General features: G+C 40.7%; 18 protein-coding genes. 4 read left to right on the forward strand and 14 right to left on the reverse strand.

Annotated features, from left to right (window positions below; translation table 11 throughout):
• The first annotated feature begins 2 nt into the window (after positions 1 to 2).
• Both V7783_RS07840 and V7783_RS07845 read left to right on the forward strand, forming a co-directional pair.
• The gene (locus V7783_RS07840) at positions 3 to 1,691 is read left to right on the forward strand and encodes a hypothetical protein (protein ID WP_335678238.1); all 1,689 of its coding nucleotides are present in this window, start codon (positions 3 to 5) and stop codon (positions 1,689 to 1,691) included.
• Positions 1,692 to 1,876: 185 nt separating this feature from the next.
• The gene (locus V7783_RS07845) at positions 1,877 to 2,884 is read left to right on the forward strand and encodes an isocitrate dehydrogenase (protein ID WP_335678239.1); all 1,008 of its coding nucleotides are present in this window, start codon (positions 1,877 to 1,879) and stop codon (positions 2,882 to 2,884) included.
• Positions 2,885 to 2,945: 61 nt separating this feature from the next.
• Here V7783_RS07845 and V7783_RS07850 read toward each other — a convergent pair whose 3' ends face one another.
• The gene (locus V7783_RS07850) at positions 2,946 to 5,960 is read right to left on the reverse strand and encodes an immune inhibitor A domain-containing protein (protein ID WP_335678240.1); all 3,015 of its coding nucleotides are present in this window, start codon (positions 5,958 to 5,960) and stop codon (positions 2,946 to 2,948) included.
• A gap of 561 nt (positions 5,961 to 6,521) precedes the next feature.
• Between V7783_RS07850 and V7783_RS07855 the strand changes: the two genes are divergently transcribed.
• Together V7783_RS07855 and ilvN are read left to right on the forward strand one after the other, a co-directional pair.
• Complete coding sequence (locus tag V7783_RS07855; protein WP_335678241.1) at positions 6,522 to 8,246, forward strand: acetolactate synthase 3 large subunit; 1,725 nt, start codon at positions 6,522 to 6,524, stop codon at positions 8,244 to 8,246.
• Positions 8,246 to 8,743, forward strand: a complete 498-nt coding sequence (gene ilvN / locus V7783_RS07860; protein WP_283709221.1) for an acetolactate synthase small subunit — start codon at positions 8,246 to 8,248, stop codon at positions 8,741 to 8,743. Before V7783_RS07855 ends, ilvN begins: the two co-directional genes overlap by 1 nt.
• A gap of 67 nt (positions 8,744 to 8,810) precedes the next feature.
• Here the strand turns inward: ilvN and V7783_RS07865 are convergent, their stop codons facing one another.
• From V7783_RS07865 to V7783_RS07925, 13 genes are all read right to left on the reverse strand, one after another.
• Positions 8,811 to 9,086: an HU family DNA-binding protein gene (locus V7783_RS07865; RefSeq protein WP_064664984.1), complete on the reverse strand. Its 276-nt coding sequence runs from the start codon at positions 9,084 to 9,086 to the stop codon at positions 8,811 to 8,813.
• A gap of 209 nt (positions 9,087 to 9,295) precedes the next feature.
• The gene (locus tag V7783_RS07870; RefSeq protein ID WP_335678242.1) at positions 9,296 to 9,829 is read right to left on the reverse strand and encodes a DUF3833 domain-containing protein; all 534 of its coding nucleotides are present in this window, start codon (positions 9,827 to 9,829) and stop codon (positions 9,296 to 9,298) included.
• On the reverse strand, positions 9,826 to 10,323 hold the full coding sequence (locus tag V7783_RS07875; protein WP_442961352.1) for a chalcone isomerase family protein: 498 nt from the start codon (positions 10,321 to 10,323) through the stop codon (positions 9,826 to 9,828). Before V7783_RS07875 ends, V7783_RS07870 begins: the two co-directional genes overlap by 4 nt.
• A 35-nt stretch (positions 10,324 to 10,358) precedes the next feature.
• Positions 10,359 to 10,877, reverse strand: coding sequence for a DUF2878 domain-containing protein (locus tag V7783_RS07880; protein ID WP_335678243.1), 519 nt, complete (start codon positions 10,875 to 10,877; stop codon positions 10,359 to 10,361).
• On the reverse strand, positions 10,855 to 12,117 hold the full coding sequence (locus V7783_RS07885) for a cyclopropane-fatty-acyl-phospholipid synthase family protein (RefSeq protein WP_335678244.1): 1,263 nt from the start codon (positions 12,115 to 12,117) through the stop codon (positions 10,855 to 10,857). Before V7783_RS07885 ends, V7783_RS07880 begins: the two co-directional genes overlap by 23 nt.
• Positions 12,118 to 12,146: 29 nt before the next feature.
• Complete coding sequence (locus tag V7783_RS07890) at positions 12,147 to 12,884, reverse strand: DUF1365 domain-containing protein (RefSeq protein WP_335678245.1); 738 nt, start codon at positions 12,882 to 12,884, stop codon at positions 12,147 to 12,149.
• Positions 12,877 to 14,133, reverse strand: a complete 1,257-nt coding sequence (locus V7783_RS07895; RefSeq protein WP_335678246.1) for an NAD(P)/FAD-dependent oxidoreductase — start codon at positions 14,131 to 14,133, stop codon at positions 12,877 to 12,879. Before V7783_RS07895 ends, V7783_RS07890 begins: the two co-directional genes overlap by 8 nt.
• On the reverse strand, positions 14,130 to 14,840 hold the full coding sequence (locus V7783_RS07900) for an SDR family NAD(P)-dependent oxidoreductase (RefSeq protein WP_335678247.1): 711 nt from the start codon (positions 14,838 to 14,840) through the stop codon (positions 14,130 to 14,132). Before V7783_RS07900 ends, V7783_RS07895 begins: the two co-directional genes overlap by 4 nt.
• Complete coding sequence (locus tag V7783_RS07905) at positions 14,837 to 15,268, reverse strand: nuclear transport factor 2 family protein (RefSeq protein WP_335678248.1); 432 nt, start codon at positions 15,266 to 15,268, stop codon at positions 14,837 to 14,839. The genes V7783_RS07900 and V7783_RS07905 overlap by 4 nt, the downstream gene beginning before the upstream one ends.
• A 1-nt stretch (position 15,269) precedes the next feature.
• Complete coding sequence (phrB, locus tag V7783_RS07910) at positions 15,270 to 16,664, reverse strand: deoxyribodipyrimidine photo-lyase (RefSeq protein WP_335678249.1); 1,395 nt, start codon at positions 16,662 to 16,664, stop codon at positions 15,270 to 15,272.
• Positions 16,664 to 17,617, reverse strand: coding sequence for a YbgA family protein (locus tag V7783_RS07915; protein WP_335678250.1), 954 nt, complete (start codon positions 17,615 to 17,617; stop codon positions 16,664 to 16,666). Before V7783_RS07915 ends, phrB begins: the two co-directional genes overlap by 1 nt.
• A 20-nt stretch (positions 17,618 to 17,637) precedes the next feature.
• Positions 17,638 to 18,300: a ChrR family anti-sigma-E factor gene (locus tag V7783_RS07920; protein WP_335678251.1), complete on the reverse strand. Its 663-nt coding sequence runs from the start codon at positions 18,298 to 18,300 to the stop codon at positions 17,638 to 17,640.
• Complete coding sequence (locus tag V7783_RS07925; RefSeq protein ID WP_335678252.1) at positions 18,293 to 18,916, reverse strand: sigma-70 family RNA polymerase sigma factor; 624 nt, start codon at positions 18,914 to 18,916, stop codon at positions 18,293 to 18,295. Before V7783_RS07925 ends, V7783_RS07920 begins: the two co-directional genes overlap by 8 nt.
• Positions 18,917 to 18,979: the final 63 nt, after the last annotated feature.

Raw genomic sequence — 18,979 nt, forward strand, 5'->3', positions numbered from 1 at the left:
CTATGGATAATCCCTGCGCACGCGATCTTGCTAGCCTTTTTGAAAAAACTCATCAAGTGTTACGGTTTTATCATAACAAAAGCCAATGGCCACAGATTTATCCGCTTTTGAGTCAACTCGCTGAGCAGTATTATAAACTCTATTATTCGCATCCAAATGCAATGCAAGCGCAGCTGACTCTATATCTCGATACCCACGGTTACACAACAAATTTAGTCGTTAATCAATGTGTTATAATCAGTGCTTTGTGCCGTTCGTTAGGCTACGATAGTAAAGTTACACAACTTCTTATTTGTGTGTGTTTAACCAATTATTTATGTGTGCAAATACAAACGAATAAATTGGCCCTACGCCAACCATTAAATCTACAAGAAAAAAAGCAGTGGCAATCGCGTCATCAGCTAGCGGTAAAGTTACTGCAATCGGCTAATGTGCCAACAGAGCATATTGCAGGTATTTTATCGCGCTTAAATAAATATAAGCAGGCGCTGTTAAGTACACCAAAAATTATGATTTACGATGGCCCCACTACCTTAGTTGCATTGGCAAATATTATTGCGATGAACATAACTTATCGTAGCCAAAATGATCATATTGATATTTACAAAGCAGTGGCTGATATTTATATCCGCACACCTAACATTTTTGCTCAACAGGCATTAAAAGCGTTAATTGCTCATCTTGGCCGCTACTTGCCAGGCTCTTTGGTACATTATAATGAGCAACGACTTACTTATATTGGCGAGGACTCTCGACAACGTCACTTGTTAATTGCGTTAAATGAGCAACACAAATCTAAATGGTATAGTGTAAAAGCCCAATTAGCAGTGAATTCAAAACAACGTCCAAGTCAAGATAAGCGATTATTATTCAGCGTATGGTTTAATGAGCATCTCGCATTACCTGTTGAAGTAGATAACGTTGAAAAACAGCAGTTATTAATGTTGATAAGCCAAGTTAAAATACAACAAGAATATTCATACAGTGCACTTGCCAAATTACTTAATAATCATCCTGCAACCGTCGAGTTACTGCGTGAAGCAGTAAAACCTTACAACAAAGAGCATTTAGCCGGTAAAGACTTACGTCACTGTTTATCAATGGTTGGGTTGTATAATGCTCCAGCACTTATTCAGCAAGTACTGTTTAAGCAACTAGTAAATCACCAAGCTCACCCGCTGATGCAGCACGTACAGTTTCGCTTGCAAGCAATTATTCGCTTGTTAAACCTGCTGGTAAGCCATGATAAACATAATCAGTTTGAGCATCTTGCTCTACCAATTTACGGCTACTTGAATTACCTGATTGAGTATTGTAGTACTTCTATTAGCCGTAAAACCTTGTATGAGAAGCAGCTTAAAAGTGATGTAAGCATGCCTTTTGCTTGGCTATTTGGTGTAACGTCCTACGACAGTGAACAACTAACTGATTATTTACTAGAGCTGCTAGGTGATAATCCCTGGACACAAGCCCTATTGGATGCAGAGCAACAACAAAAACAACATTTATCTGCCCATGCGCAACTATGGGTTGCCATAAAGCTCATCGTGACTCACGTATTTCAGCCCGACGCAAAACAAAGTAGCTGGCAAACACATATTTTTGAACATGTGCTAAAACGCCTTGACTGGCAATCAAGTGAACAGTTTTATAGCCAACTACCTAGCCTAGGCTTAAGCAACAGTGTATGAATACTTATTAGACATTGTGACTAATTTAGCGCGTTTTCGCGGGTTTTACTGGCAAAAAGTTGAATAAATTGCTATAAAAGCCGCTTACATTTTCAAACTCATTCACGTAAATAATCTAACAAGTTATCGCAGTTCAATAATGCGACACATTTACGTGCATTTCTAACTCGTAATAGGAAAAGTTCATGGCTAAACAAACCATCACAGTGATCAAAGGCGACGGCATCGGTCCGAGTATTATTGATTCAGCCCTTGAGATCTTAACAGCCGCAGGGTGCGATTTTGATTATGAATTCGTTGATGCAGGTCTTGCAGCCCTAGAAAAGACCGGTGAATTATTACCACAAGATACCATTGATACTATTGCGCGTAATAAAATTACTCTTAAAGGCCCACTAACTACGCCAGTTGGTGAAGGTTTTACTTCAATCAATGTAACCTTGCGTAAGCAATTTGGTTTATATGCTAATGTTCGCCCAGTAAAATCATTTGTGGGTACTAAAGCTCGTTATGAAGACATTGATATCATCACGGTACGTGAAAACACCCAAGGTATGTACTCAGGTTTAGGTCAAGTAACCTCTGAAGATGGTAACGAAGCACAAGCAATGTCTATGATCACTCGTGACGGTGCAGAAAAAATCGTTACGTTTGCATACGAACTAGCAGTACGTGAAGGTCGCAAAAAAGTAACAGCTGTTCATAAAGCTAACATCTTAAAATCAACCTCAGGTTTATTCTTAAAAGTAGCCCGTGAAGTTGCTGAGCGTTACCCTGAAATTGAATCAACTGAAATGATTGTTGATGCAACCTGTATGAAACTTGTTATGAGCCCAGAAGAGTTTGACGTTATTGTTACAACCAATCTGTTTGGTGATATTTTATCAGATTTATGTGCTGGTTTAGTTGGCGGCTTAGGTATGGCACCAGGGGCTAATATTGGTGAAGATGCCGCTATTTTTGAAGCCGTTCACGGTAGTGCACCGGATATTGCAGGTAAAAATTTAGCTAATCCAACGTCTGTAATTCTAGCGTCTATCCAAATGTTAGAGCATTTAGAAATGGCCGAGACTGCTGAGCGCATCCGCAGTGCTGTTGCTGACGTGATCAAAACTGGCGACCGTACTACACGCGATTTAGGCGGCAGCCACGGTACGACTGATTTCACACAAGCTGTTATTGACCGTTTATAATTACAACGAACAATAATCGCTAAGAAAAAAGCCAGTTTCGACTGGCTTTTTTGTCCTTGTTTTATCGTATTTTCCTTCGTAAGAAGCTCACTGGCAGTAGCACTAGTAGCAACCAAAATAAGCTTCCGCCGCTGGATCCTGAACTAGAGGCTTGTTTTTGCACTGTCACTGTAAGCAGAATCGGTGGCAATATTTCTTCAATACCGCTTGGAGAAGTGTTAGATACTGTCAAAGTAACAGTGTAACTTCCTGCTTGGTTATATGTATGGGAAGGGTTGGCAAGCTCACTTACAACACTGCCATCACCAAAGTTCCAGCTATAAGCATAGTTATTAAAACCACCTTGCAATTCACTACTAAAATTAACACGTAATTCGTTTGCGCTATACTGAGCCTGCGCGGCGAATAAAACCTGTGCAGATACCGATGTTGCAAAAGATTGCATTTCATCATTAGCATCCGTTACAGTAACATTTATAGTATAATCACCACTGTGTTGATAACTATGCGTGATAATTTTTCCTGATGCAGTTGAGCCATCCCCTAGCTGCCATGTGTAACTGTACGGCGCTTGTCCGCCAGAAAGTGACACTTGAGCAGTTATAGTTTCTCTCTCTATAGACGTTTCTATTCCATTAATAGAAAGAGGTTCAATAAGCTGAACACTCGTTGATTCTGTGAACTGTTGGCCTTGCTCGTTAGTACGAGTAAAATTAACGGTATAACTACCGTAGTCAGCAAATTTATGACTAGGGTTTAATTCGTCACTGCTTTGGCCATCACCAAACTGCCAATTAAAGCTATCAGTCGGGGTTAACGCCATGCCATTAATTGCAAAACTTGCTTTAAGATCATTAGTGATCACAGTTATCCCAGACTCAGATGTATAGCCTAAATTCAATTCAATTGAACTATTATCAACAGCTTGATCAACAATGGAGAAATTAAAACCGTAGGGCGTAATTTTTACGCCAGATACCGGCTGTGGGGCAAAGCTATAATCATTACGATCATCAAACTCGGTGATGCCGCTAAGCTGTTGATCACCCAGACCCTGGCGTTGCTCATAAATACTAAACGCCGCATCACGTAATTGAATAGTGGTATTTGCAGGGCTATTAGTTGTGCCTCGATTAATACTATTCTGATCTGCGTCCACTACCAGTATCATTCCCTCACCGAGGTGTTCTGGCACGTTATTATCTGAAAACTTCTCATTAGCAGACCACAGCAATAAACCTGGAGAATACTGTTCAACTTGCAGGCCACTGTCTATGCCAAAATAGCTGCGTAATTGTAAGTAGTAGTGTTGTGGCTTTGAATAAATATATGAACCGACCCGACTAAAACCAGTTAACTGCGCCATTGAGGTTAGCTCTGCATTATCTTGCCAAACTAACTTATTACCTTGGCTGATACGCAAATCGTCAACCACGAAGCCAAAGTAATTAGTATAAATATCAGACTGATAAGTCAAGCTTAGAGTAATACTCTGCCCTGCAAAGTCTGATAATTCAAAACGGTGGCGTAAAAAACTATTCGGCTGCTGACTACCCGCCACAGCGCTTGATGACCCTGTAATGTAATGGCCTAGTTGCATATAAAAAGGATTGTTATCTTTGGTATACTCGGATGCCATTGCTTGGCCATTAACCAATACTTGCGCATAATCATAATCAGTTTCAATACTGTAATAAGTGCTTAAATCAAGATAAGTGGGCTGTGTACTTGCAGGCAATTCAATAGTAAACGTCATACTATTGGCGATATTATCACCGCTCCCAGAGTAGTACTGAAAACGCCCTTCTACCGCATCATAAAACGGCTCAAGCGCAATAGGTAGCGTTACTTTTAACTGATTAAGCTGGGTTGATGTACCACTACTGTGCTGTAATATCTGTTGTGTATTGGTGGCAACTTCATCTAAAGTAATACTTTTTTGATTAAGCCAATTACCCTGATAACGATTTTGCAAATACTCTAAGGCGTATGGACTAAACATCACAGGTTGCGAGCCTCGCGGAGCTCCTGCCCAACTGCCCCCCGACATGACTGACCAAGACGCCACCGGCTCACCAAGATTACTCCCTGTTAAATCATATTCATCAGGCAAGCCTAAATCATGCCCAAATTCATGAACTACCACACCTATTCCGGCATCAATTGGATTAATTGTATAGCCAAATAAACGAGTGCTACTGCCATCAATCACTGTAGCTTGATTATTTTCATCATACACATAAAAGCGATGAGACCAAATCGCATCGGTGCCAAGTAAACCACCCCCCGCTTCTTCACCCACACTCGAATGAAAAATCATTACATGGTCGATGATGCCATCCGGCTCGTTTGTTATACCATCCTCATCTCGATCATCTAAATCGGTTAAATCATAATCGGCTAAATTGATATTGAATTTCGAAACCGCTTTTTCTACCGCTTCATGTACTAAACTGGGGGCATCTATATCATTATTATCACCTTGACGAGCGCCATAGGTTTTTGCCTCATTATCCGCTGTTACCCAACCATATACTTTACCTGTAAACGCTAAACTTTCGCCCGAAGCTTGTTGATAATACTGATACGCAGTTTGCAAAGTTTGCTGTTGTGGCCCTGAGTACCCTGCAGTTGCGAATAACATTTGCTGATAATGTTCGGTGCTGTAATCTGCGTAGAACATATCTGTATCCGCAGCTTCTAAGCCATTTTGATCATGTGGTAAATCAGGAAAATCAACTAAAACGACCAATACCTTAACGGTATTTTTTTGCTCATTTGGTTGCTGTGCAGAAACACTTGCCATGCGCTTAGACATGCTGCGCTGTTGATTAAGTACTGCCTGCGATGTAGGAGGACGGTGAAAAATCTGACTGCCGCCCTGGCCAATATAATCTGTTAACACAGCTTGCGAGTCGGACTGAGCTTCAAGTTGCCCGCGTTTATCTAACCAATAGAGGATCCGATCTTTGTTGATCACACCAATATCAGTTGGGCTATTTGATTGTGACTTTGCCAAAACCGATTGACTTAACGATGCCAAGCTCAGGGCAAACAACAATTGCGCGTATTTCACTTTATCACCTACTTACCACTTAGTTGTTGCCATCATAGCGAACAATTTAAAAAGGCACATGTTATTTTACGATGCGGGCAAGTAAAAAGTTCACTAACGCCAAATCGCATAATTTCTTTTATTTTTGTCACTTTAATTACAAATTAAAGCAACTTTAAAATGAAAATTCATTTAATTTGGAAATTTAATGCAAGTTTTCACATTCACGGTTGACATCGATTAGCAAAAGCTTTAAAAATAAGGGTATTAAAATTAGTGAATGAGTTGTGTTCTTTTAGTAGCGCAATGTAATCAGCCATTAAAAAATTTATAACAGCACAAATAGAAGAAAAATAACGCTATGAATATTCAACGTCACCTTGTCAATGTACTCGTACTGGTCTTAGTCTTAAGCCCAGTGGGGATGTATTAGAAGGTGAAAACGCTTTTTAAAAACCCCCGCCTTCCGCGGGGGTTTTTTTATGCATTTAAAATACAATGCCATTGCAATTAAATAGCTAAAAGAATGAACACACTCAATTCGTTATTTTACAATGGTATTAGGCACGCAGAGGAATGAGGATGAGTACACAACAATATAATGGCTCCGAACTAGTAGTTCAGGCATTAAAAGCATTAAAGGTAAAATATATATTTGGCTACCCCGGTGGCTCAGTACTAGATTTATATGATGCATTATTTCAACAAGATGATGTTGAGCATATTTTAGTGCGCCATGAACAAGCAGCAACCCATATGGCTGATGGCTATGCACGCGCCACCGGCGAAGTGGGCGTTGTTTTAGCAACTTCAGGTCCTGGTGCTACCAATTGCATTACTGGCATTGCAACCGCCTATATGGATTCAATTCCAATGGTGGTGTTATCTGGCCAAGTACCCACCAACTTAATTGGTGATGATGCGTTTCAGGAAACGGATATTGTTGGATGTTCACGACCTATTGTTAAACATAGCTTTAACTGTCGCAGCGCCAAAGATATTCCGGCCATTTTAGCGAAAGCTTTTTACATCGCCAGTACAGGTCGTCCAGGCCCTGTGGTAGTAGAATTACCAAAAGATATGTTAAACCCGGCACTAAAATTTGATTTTAATTTTCCGGCCACAACCGAGCTTAGAACCTACAGCCCCAATACCAAAGGCCACCCAAAACAAATTCGCAAAGCAGTTACGGCTATTTTAGAGGCAAAAAAATTAGTCATCTACTCTGGCGGCGGGATTGTTATTTCAAACACCTCTGAGCAGTTAACTCATTTAGTTGAGTCACTTAATGCACCAATCACGAATACCTTAATGGGCTTAGGGGGTATTTCCGGTGTGCATCCTAACTTTGTTGGCATGCTCGGTATGCACGGCAGTCTTGAAGCAAATAAAGCGATGGCAAATGCGGATGTGATTTTAGCGTTAGGTGCTCGTTTTGATGACAGGGTAACCAATAATGTTAAAAAGTTCTGCCCAAACGCCACCATAGTCCATGTTGATGTCGATCCAACTTCAATTTCTAAAACCATAAAAGCGCACATACCTGTGGTGGGTTGTTTATCTACGGTACTTGAGCAATTGCAAACGGCAATAGATAAAAGCCCGATTAAAATTGACCGCAGCGCGCAAGAAGATTGGTGGCGTCAAATCATCAGTTGGCGTGAACAAAAATGCCTGAGCTATAACCATGAAGGCGACAAAATAAAGCCTCAGGCGGTCATTGAGGCAATTTATAAAGCCACCAATGGTGATGCTTACATTAGCTCTGATGTTGGCCAACATCAGATGTTTGCAGCGCAGTACTACCCGTTTAAGAATCCGCGCCAATGGATTAACTCAGGCGGCCTTGGCACTATGGGCTTTGGTTTACCAGCTGCGATGGGAGTAAAACTTGCCTTTCCAGATAAAGAATCTGTATGTGTCACTGGCGACGGTTCGATTCAGATGAATATTCAAGAACTATCAACCTGTTTGCAATATAACTTAGCGGTAAAAGTGGTGTCACTGAATAACCGCTCGCTTGGTATGGTTCGTCAATGGCAGGACATGGTATATGGTGGCCGTCATTCATCATCGTATATGGAATCCCTTCCGGATTTCGTTAAGCTTGCTGAAAGTTATGGCCATGTTGGTATTCGCGTTAACACGCTTGAAGAACTGCAACCTGCTATTGATAAAGCAATGGCGATAAATGATCGTTTAGTCTTTTTAGATATTCTGGTTGATGAAAATGAACATGTTTACCCGATGCAAATAAAACTTGGGGCTGTTGATGACATGTGGTTACGTAAAGGAGTGAAAGCATAATGCGCCGTATCTTATCTATTTTACTTGAGAATGAGCCAGGCTCTTTATCACGCATCGTTGGCCTGTTCTCACAACGCGCCTACAATATCGATAGTTTAACCGTAGGCACAACGGACGATCATTCGTTATCGCGTATCACCATCACCACTATGGGTGATGACCGCGTAGTTGAGCAAATCACCAAACAGGTGAATAAGTTAGTTGATGTATTGAAAATTATTGATCTGACGGAAATGGCACACATCGAGCGTGAACTGTTATTAGTTAAAGTATTTGCACAAGATGAAGCGAAACGTGCCGCCGTTACACGTGTTGTTGATGTGTTTCAAGGTGCTATTTTAGACATGGGACGTAACAGTTATACATTACAGCTTGTGAGTAGCACTGATAAAATCGAATCATTTTTAGATACTCTGCGACATGAAACAGACATAGTCGAAGTTGTACGCTCTGGTGCTGTTGGCATTGGTCGTGGTGATAAAGCGTTAAAAGCCTAAATCGAGATTTATCGCAGACACAAAAAAAGGGCTAATTAGCCCTTTTTTATTTAATCAATTAAATCGATTAAGGATTAACTTGATCTTTAAGACCTTTACCCGCTTTAAAGCTTGGGATAGTTGCCGCTGAAATTTGAATTTCTGCACCAGTTTGTGGATTACGGCCAGTACGTGCAGCACGCTCTTTTACAGAGAAAGTACCGAAACCAACTAGTGCAACTGAATTACCATCTTTTAAAGAAGAGGTAACAGCACCAGTGAATGCATCAAGTGCACGTGTTGCTGCTGCTTTAGAGATCTCTGCATCAGTAGCGATTTTTTCAACTAATTGAGCTTTATTCATTTGTTAAATTCCTATTCGTTATTATTTTGCCTTCGCAAAACCTATCTTTATGCATTTTTTAAGGATTGGCAACAGCAAATTGCCTTTTTTACGTAAATTCTTAAAAAATGAGTAAATTTTAAATAATTGCCCAAATAAATACTGATTTAAACATTAACCAACAGTGAATATAATCAAGTTGTTAGCAAATCAATATGACAATTTGTTTATCATTCCACTTTTTCGATAACTAAGGTCACTTCCCCGACCTCAATGCCAAACTTATCAATAGCTGTGCGGTTAATCAAGCGCGATTGTGTTACCAAGTACATCCAATCATCTAAATTAACTTCAATGGTGTCATCTCCATAGGGTAACTCAAGGGTATATTGCCAATGAAACACACTGCCATTACTGCTTCCTTTAGCAATACCAATGACATCCGATGCAGTGCCCGTTAGCGTATTATCGTCATTTAAAGTGATTTTCCACACGCGGCGTTGTTTTTCTCCGTCATCGTAAACGAAATCTTCTTCTATCACGCCCTGATTGCCATCCCAGCTGGCGTTCATATCAACGACCATCTTACGGGTTAATTCACCGCTGTAATCCTGCACAACGCCATATGCTTTGAGTTTGCCATTAAAGAATTGCTTAAAATTAAATTCAGGATTACTGCCCTGATAATGTTCTACATCAGGGGCAACACAGCTGACTAATAAAATACAAAAAAATAATGTGAATACTGACGTGAGCTTTTTCATTTTTGCTCCCCGATTAATTGTTTACGCATTGTTGGTTCAGACGTTTGTGGCGATAGCCAAATCGCTAAAAAGTTATCAGCAAACTCACTGTCAGCAATTGCACCGAGCTTAGTATCATTATGATAAAAAGTGCCGTCCCCTTGCTCATCAGTTATAAAGGACAGTGTTTCGCCTTCTTTAATATCGGGCCATAACGCAAGTAGCTCTTTATCGTACTTACCAATCAGGTCAGTTTTCCCTAAATGTTGCCATTGCTCATTCGTCGCTTTAACAATATCTTTGGCTGCAAAGTCCCTTAAATAAGTTAACGATAACTTACTCGGATGTTGACCAAACTGGTACTGCCCTGAGGGAGTGGCAAGTTTTGCATCATAGACATCCCAAAAATAATATTCAAAGCGGCTCTGCCCTACCTGTTTAAACTCTGTTGCCATGCTATTCATTGATAGCAGTAACAAAGGGATACTTAGCAAAGAAGTGATAGGTTTACGCATAACGGATCCTTTTAGTAGTCGATATTGATACGTAGTTAGTGCTTTGATTGTTCGCCCAAATGAACATATATAGCCATTTTTTTATTCACAAAAATAATGCAATTAAACATCAGCGCCCAGCTAAGGCCATACACCAACCAAAATAGCCACAATGGCTGTGCAATTGTTATCACCTCAAACCGAGCACCAGCCCAATAACTAGCAGGTGCAAACATAGCGCACACACCAACTGATAAATACCAAGGTAGTCGAGTTAAGAATTGCATTGAGGTATTCACGGTCAAAAGTAGTGCACTCCACAGTAATACAAACCAAACTGGGTAAGGATTTGATTTAAAACCAAGGAAATTTAATTGCACCATAAGGTATTCAAAACCAAGCGCGATACTAAGGCCAAGCAATAGCAGCAGTAAATCTTGCTTACGTTGTTTTGATAACAACAGCATTAGCACTAGCACAGCAGCAATAGGCAGATTTGCGCTCTCTTCAAGGAGTAAGGCCATAAACCAGACCCCTTGGAACAGCGCGAAATTAATAACTGAGTGCAATATCATCACCCGAGTGACTAAAACGTGGCTTACGAGCCACTAAGTGGACGGTGCTGGTTGCCCGAGTACGAAATGCACCTTCGCAGTACGCTAAATAGAACAACCATAAACGATAAAACCGCTGATCAAACTTTACTTTATCGATCTCAGGCCAACTTGCTATAAACCGCGTTCGCCAATCGGCCAAAGTTCTTGCGTAATGAACACCAATGTCTTTAATACTGTGTACGACCATATCTGTTTGTTGTTTGATTTGCTTATTCATTTCGTCAATGCATGGCAAACAACCACCTGGGAAAATATATTGCTGAATAAAGTCTGAGTTTTTTAAATAATGCTGATAACGTTGATCGCCGATAGTGATTGCCTGGATCAACATAGCGCCAGACTCTTTTAATAACTCATTACACTTTTGAAAAAAGCTTGGCAAAAATTCATGGCCAACCGCTTCAATCATTTCTATTGAAACCAGCTTGTCGTAACGCCCTTCAAGTAGGCGGTAATCTTGTTTCAATAACGTGATTTTATCTGCAAGCCCTAACTCGGCTATTTTTTGTGCCACATAAGCATGCTGCTCATCAGAAATTGTCGTGGTGGTCACGTGGCAGCCATAATGCGTTGCCGCATGGATAGCAAATGCCCCCCAGCCGGTGCCAATTTCAATCACGGTGTCGCCGTGTTGTAAATCGACTTGCTGACAAATTAAATCCAGTTTATGACTTTGCGCTTGCTCAAGAGTTGCTTCTTTTGCTGGGTAAACAGCACATGAATAAAGCATCTCAGTGCTTAAAAACGATGAATAGAGGTCGTTGCCTAAATCATAATGGGCAACAATGTTCTTTTTCGAACCATGTTGCGAGTTTTTATTTTTAAAATGATTAAGACGAAAATAAATATTGCTGAAAAATGCAAATTTCTTCTCAAAGGCATCCAACTCAGCCTGATTTATCGCAAAAATTTCAATCAGTGCAGTTAAATTATCGCAGTCCCAATGACCCAGTATGTAAGACTCTCCCGCACCAACACTGCCAGATAAGGCAAACGCTTTATACATTGCAGCATTGTGAACGGTTAACTGCACCTTAAGTTGACTGTGTTGGTCGCCAAAATGCATCACATCATTGCCATGGACTAAAGTAATATGGCCAACTTTGAGGCTATTAAACGCACCAAATACAAGCTTTTTATATACTTTTACTAGCCAATCGCGCGATTGCCCATTTTCTAAATTGGACACTTTTTCCATAACTTCACCTAAAATTTAATCGCAGTGTGTTAACTGCCGTTACCTGAATGACCTATAAAAGGCACGCGCTTACAAAACAACTTAAAAGCGTGAACGTAAATACCTTTAAAAATACTCCACGTCATTGCTGGAAACTGTTTTAACAAGCGACTGATCGCAGCCTTAGTTAACGTTTGTCGTTCAAGCCTCAGTGTGGCGTCAAACAACAGTTGGTCATCTTTTTTATTTTCAATATGTATCATGGTGTTATCTTTATTAAAACGTATATGCCAATGATAGTTCATATCGAGATCCATGAAAGGTGATACGGAAAAAGCTTTTTTAAAGTTCACTTTTTTTTCAAGTGGTACTAAATAGTAATGTCGCTCGTTCCACGGAGTATTGCTCACCTCAGCAACCATGTGAGTGAAATCACCTGCTGCCGTTTGATAAAAATAGAAATTCACAGGGCTAAAATAAACTCCTAAGCAACGCAGCTGCCCAAGCATATAAACACCTGTAAATGAGTCTGAAACGCCAAGTATTGCAATTCTAGCAAGCGCACGTTGGCTGATCGCTTGTTGCGGTTGCTCTGCGTATTCTAGGTAATCTTGTTGACAAAATTTTAGTGCCTTCAATCCTTTCGTACCAAGCCAAGGATGAATGCCGTCTAAAGAATCCGGTGCCATTAAATCAACCCACATCATATACATGGGATATTTAAATTGATGTGCTTTAACAGCAAATCGGCGATGTTTAACATCGCCAACATAAACCGCGCTAGTCAAACTCAACCCCAAGCTGGCGTGCTACATCAACCGCACTTCTCACACCATCTTCATGAAAACCGTTGTACCAATATGCGCCGCAAAAAAAGCTATTGTTTACGCCATCAATTAATGGTTTTTGCTGCTGAGCGGCAATTGATGCTTTGTTAAACACGGGATGATGATAAGTAAATTCACGTAGGATCTTTGCTCTATCAATACCCTCGCGGTGATTTAAGGTCACGCAAAATTGAGTATCGCTTTGTATACCTTGCAAAATATTCATTTGATACGTTACCACTGCGGCCTTGTCAGTATTATCATTTAACAAGTAATTCCAGCTTGCCCACGCTGCTTTTCGCTTTGGTAATAACCCTGTATCGGTGTGTAAGATCACAGAGTTTTCAGTGTATGGAATAGCACCGAGAACCATTTGCTCATCCGCCGTTGGCTCATTAATTAAAGCTAGTGCCTGATCTGAATGACACGCAAAAATAACTTTATCAAACGTTTCTGTGTGACCATCAGCAAACTCAATGGTGCTCATTTGCTCATTTCTTATTATTGTTTTGATCTGACTATTAAGCTGAATTTTGTCTGCAAAACCTTTGATTAATGGGGCTATGTATTCACGCGAACCACCTGGGATCACATACCACTGCGGTCGATTAGTTATATCAAGTAAGCCATGATTAAAGAAAAATTTTACAAAAAACTCAACACCCACATTACTCATTTCTTTAATACTGGTAGACCAAATCGCCGCACCCATTGGCAAAATGTAATGATAGCGGAAAAAATCGTTAAAGCCGTGTTGGTCAAGTAGCGCACCTAATGTTTGCCCTTGCTGGTATTGATTCGCTGCGTGTAATGACTTACATAATTTATTGAAACGCACAATGTCACTGAGCAATTTCCAAAATCGCGGACGAAATATATTACGTTTTTGAGCAAATAAACTGGTAAAGGTATGGCCATTGTATTCAAAGCCCGTTTGCTCATTATGCACACTGAAGCTCATTTGCGTGGGCTTTCGCTCAACACCAATACGTTTTAGTAATTTCTCAAAGTTGGGATAAGTACGGTCGTTAAAAACGATAAAACCGGTGTCTACTGCGTATTCATTGCCATCTACGAGCACATCGACTGTCGCTGTGTGTCCGCCAATGTAATTGTTTTTTTCAAAAATGGTGACATCGTACTTCTTATGCAGTAGCTGTGCACAACTTAAGCCGGCTATTCCCGACCCTATAATAGCGATTTTTTTCAACGCGTTAATCCTTTTGCAAGTTTAAGCCAAAGTGGTAATGGCAATATACGTAAACATTTTAAAATGAGGGTAAACCGATAAGGAAAATGCACTTCTTTGCGTCTTTTTGCCACGCCTTTAATAATATAATCAGCCGCTTTTTCAGCGGTTACGGCCATTGGCATGGGAAAGTCGTTTTTATCTGTCAGTGGTGTTTTAACAAAACCAGGGTGCACTAAGGTGACATCAATATCATTTAAATCAATGGCTAAACTTTTAGCTAAATAGCTAACTCCCGCCTTGGACGCTCCATACGCCTCTGAGCGCGGTAGGGGTAAATAAGTCACACTTGAGCTGACCAGCACCAGCTGGCCACCCGCTTTTATTTTAGGTAACAGTACTTCTAGGCAGTACCCCATACTGAGCAAGTTGGTTGTCACAACGCGGGTAAATAAGCTGCTATCGAAGTTACGCGCATCATCGACATACTCACAATTCCCGGCATTAAGAATCACTCGGTCTAAATTAGGATAAGCTGCTGTTGCAAGGCGTATCTGTTGAATTTCGGTGGCATCAAATTGACATGCTGTAATATTATCAAACTGCGCAAGTGCATTTAATTTATCTTGATTTCTGCCACACGCAATTACAGTATCACCCGCACTTGCGTATTGTTTTGCTAGTTGCTCCCCTATTCCAGAGGTCGCGCCAGTTATCAAAGTGATCATGATTGTGCTGCCTTTTTATCTATGTGTTTAATAACAGATCCAAGGAGTGGAATATGGCGATATAACAAAGCACCTACGTCAAAATAATCTCTATGGCTAATGATTTTCTCGCCATTGAAAAGCAAGTAACTGTGCCCTTCAACATCTATTTGCTGCGCCCCATTGAGCTTTGGGTGCGCGTACTGCATTGTCCAATACACAAATGCCTTATCATCGGTGCTAACGGCATCACTGATGATAAATTGACAATAAGACAAGTTGCTATAGAGGCCTGAAAAATAGTCTGTTAATTCAGTTAAGCCAGTTACCTGATGGAGGGGATCTTTAAACGCAATATCCGGATGATAAATCTCACCCAATAAAAATAAATTGTCTTTATTGAGTGACTGATAAACTTCAATAAACTTTTCCGTTTTGTGGTTACCCATGTCATACCTTAAATGCGTCAAGCGCCCGTTGGCGAGCCGCTTTATGATCTACAATTGCTGGCCAGTACTTATTTTTATCGCTTCCCTGTAACGCTAAATATGCATGCGGGAAATGAATATGCTTGCTCGGTACCGACGTAAGCTCCGGTATATACTTACGAATGAATTCACCTTCTGGATCAAAACGTTCGCTTTGTGTGATGGGATTAAATATCCTGAAATAAGGCTGCGCATCACAACCGGTACTGGCCGCCCATTGCCAACCACCATTGTTTGACGCTAAGTCACCATCAATTAAGTGCTGCATAAAAAAACGCTCACCTTTGCGCCAATCAATCAGCAAATGCTTGGTCAAAAAGCTGGCGACCACCATACGCAGTCGGTTATGCATCCAACCCGTTTGAAGCAATTGCCTCATCGCGGCATCGACCAGTGGATAACCCGTTTTACCTTGGCACCAGGCTGTAAAATCAGCATCATCAGTGCGCCACTGAACGGGATCATACTTTTCATTAAAGTTTTGGTATTTGTTGAGCTTTGGATAAGCCACGATTAAATGACGATAAAATTCACGCCACACTAATTCGTTTACCCAGGTAAATAAGTTGCTTTTAGAGCTGCTCAATACATCAATATGCTGTTGCTGTACCAAAGCGATTAATTGATGAACACAAACAATCCCCAGTGCTAAATAAGGACTTAAACCCGATGTGCCTTTAATACTGGGGATGTCTCGTTGGTCTTTATAACTGAGTAGCTTGTCACGAATAAATCGATCACAAACTTGGCTGAGAGACTCGTCATCGACTGGCCATTTGTGGGAGATATTATCCGTGCTTAATAACGCACAGCCCTGCCAAGTAATTGTGCTGAACATTGTCGGCAGGGGCTGAAAATAAAAATGCGTGTCATGATACTGCTTTAGCCAAGCATTTTTAAATGGCGTAAATACTTTGAACATTTCACCGCTTTGATTAAGCACTGTACCCGGTGGCGCAATTACATCACCATCAAACAACAGCAATGAAATGCCAACTTCATCGCTATGTTTTAAAAAAGCCTGATCACGCTCAACTTCATTAATTTCATATTCTTTATTCGCGTATACACTTGATACGCCATGTTGCTTGCAAAATGCCGTTAACTGTTGCACACAGCCGTTATAATCGCCACTATCGATAATATGTAATGTAATGCCGTTATCAGCTAATAATTGACCTAAGTAGTCGAGCCTACGCTTGAGCAAATCAATCTGAATTGGCGCAACACCATGGCGCTGCCATTGTTGCTCAGTGATAAAAAAAATAGCATCTTTACACCCAATTTCGATTGCTTGATAAAGGGCACGATTATTAAAAAGGCGCAGATCGCGCCTAAACCAAAATACAGTGTTCATTAAATTCCGTAGCGTAATTTTAATTCGTTTGGATAAGGATTAAAGTACACTTGCTTTGCTAAGTATTCATTTGGGTGCACTTTTAAGTGATGCTTCAACAGTGTAAGCGGGACATACAAAGGTACTAAACCTGCACGGTACTCATCGATCGCATCGCGTAATTCTTGTTTTTCAATTTTAGATAGCTGCTTTTTAAAGTAACCCTGTAAGTGCATTAAGGTATTACTATTATTTTTCCGTGATGCGGGTCTTTTCAATGCAGCCATCAAACCACTGATGTAACTATCTGCCAGTGTTTCAAAATCACGACCCTCATAGGTACCTAGTAAGTTTCCTAAATCGCGATATGCTTGATAATTATGGGCCATTAACAGGTATTTATATTGTGCATGAAACTGAGTTAATCGATGAACCGTTACAGGCTGTTCGCGTAATAATTGCCAATTTTTGTAGGTAAACACCCGCATTACGAAGTTTTCACGTAAATGTATGTCATTTAGCCGGCCATTTTCTTCACAAGGCAATAATGGATTATGCGCCATTATTTGCTCTGCAAAAAAACCAACCCCTTCAGAGGTATTACCGGTACCAGCTTCATTGTATATTTTGATCCGCTCCATACCGCAACTAGGGCTTTTAGCACAAAATACAAAACCACTAAGCTCTGCCGATTGCTCGGTGGCAACCCGCTTCCCATATTCCGTCAATTTAGGGCCAACGTCACCACTGCCATCAGGGCGACACACTTTGATAGTGTCACCTACTCTAACTTGTCTAATTGTTGGGCGAGGGATTGGTAACCCTACCGCAACTTCAGGGCAAAAACGTTTATATTCAACATGTTTAGCCAACTCATCCATACAAAAATTAGATTTTTTATGGCCACTGTCAAAGCGTACTTTTTCACCTGCAAGGCAGGCACTGATACCTATTTTAATACTCGATTGCACCATGCGATCCCTAGTAAATAGTCCTAGTAAATTAAACTACCGATTGGATTAAGTAACTTACTTAAGCCTTTATTAAAGTGTAGTGCACTGCTGACAACTGTGTAGCATAAACAGCCATCTTTCGTCGTGGGGGTATGTTGATGACGGCCATCTAACCACATAAAATCGCCAGCAACATAATCACCGTCTTCATCGCTAAACTCACCATCGAGTAATAAAGTTAACTCAAAACCTGTGTGGGTGTGCTCTGGGATCTCGCCGCCAGCATCGATGTGCAATAAACTTGAGCGCAACGCGCCATCTTCAAGGGCAATACGAGAACGAGATAATTTTCCCATTTGCATAAATTTACTGTGTGGAATACGTGCAAGTGCACGTGGTAATTGATAACTATATTGCTTAGTTATAGCAATGGTTTGCGGCGACACTTCATACACTTCGTCAACCTCATCGCTGGCTGTGATTGCAGCAAATAATGACATCGCATCACCACTGAGCTCTTCATCAATAGACAAATCAGGTTGAGCAAAGATGGCATTGGCATTTTGTGCTTCTAAGCGCTTAACTTGCGCTTGGCAACATTCACACATTTCTACATGAATAGCCACGGCAACACTTAAACTTGCTGGTAGTGACGCATTACAATACTGCGCTAATAACGCATCGCTTGGGTGATGTTTAATCATTGCGGTCTCCCATTTCATTGCGTAATTTTTGTAACGCTAATCGTAAACGTGATTTAACTGTACCTACAGGAATATTTAGCTGCTCTGCCAGTTGCTCCTGAGACATATCTTGAAAGTACACCCCTTTAACTACATCCCGTTGCGCTTGAGGCAATTTATCCAAATAGTTTTTTATTTGCTGGTTTTCAAGATGATCACTAAATTCATAGTCTGAGTTTGCGTGCTGTTCGACCAATGGCCAAATATCTTCACTGATATGCTCTTCTTTATTACTTTTCATTTTTCTCAGCATGTCGAATGAGGCATTTCTCATCACGGTATAGACCCAAGTAGTTGCGGCACCTTTATCGTTATTGTACAGGTGTGCTTTACGCCATACCGAAGTTAGTGTTTCTTGCACAAGCTCCTTAGCTTGCGCATCAGAATTAAATTGTTTAATACCAAAACGTTTAATTTTTGGCGAAAAATAAGCAAATAAATAAGCAAACGCTTGTTTATCACGCTTCACGGCGACAGCCGATAAGGCATCAGCTAGCTCTTGGCTCGGCGTTTCTGGCATGGCAGTATAATTACCTGTGTTAGGTTCACAACGTGTAGCTGGTTGTTGACTTACCATCTTAATATTCCTATTAGTTTTCTTACAGGAGCAATACGCTGCAAAATTACAGAGGGATCATAT

The organism is Pseudoalteromonas sp. (assembly GCF_036960685.1).
GTDB lineage: Bacteria > Pseudomonadota > Gammaproteobacteria > Enterobacterales > Alteromonadaceae > Pseudoalteromonas.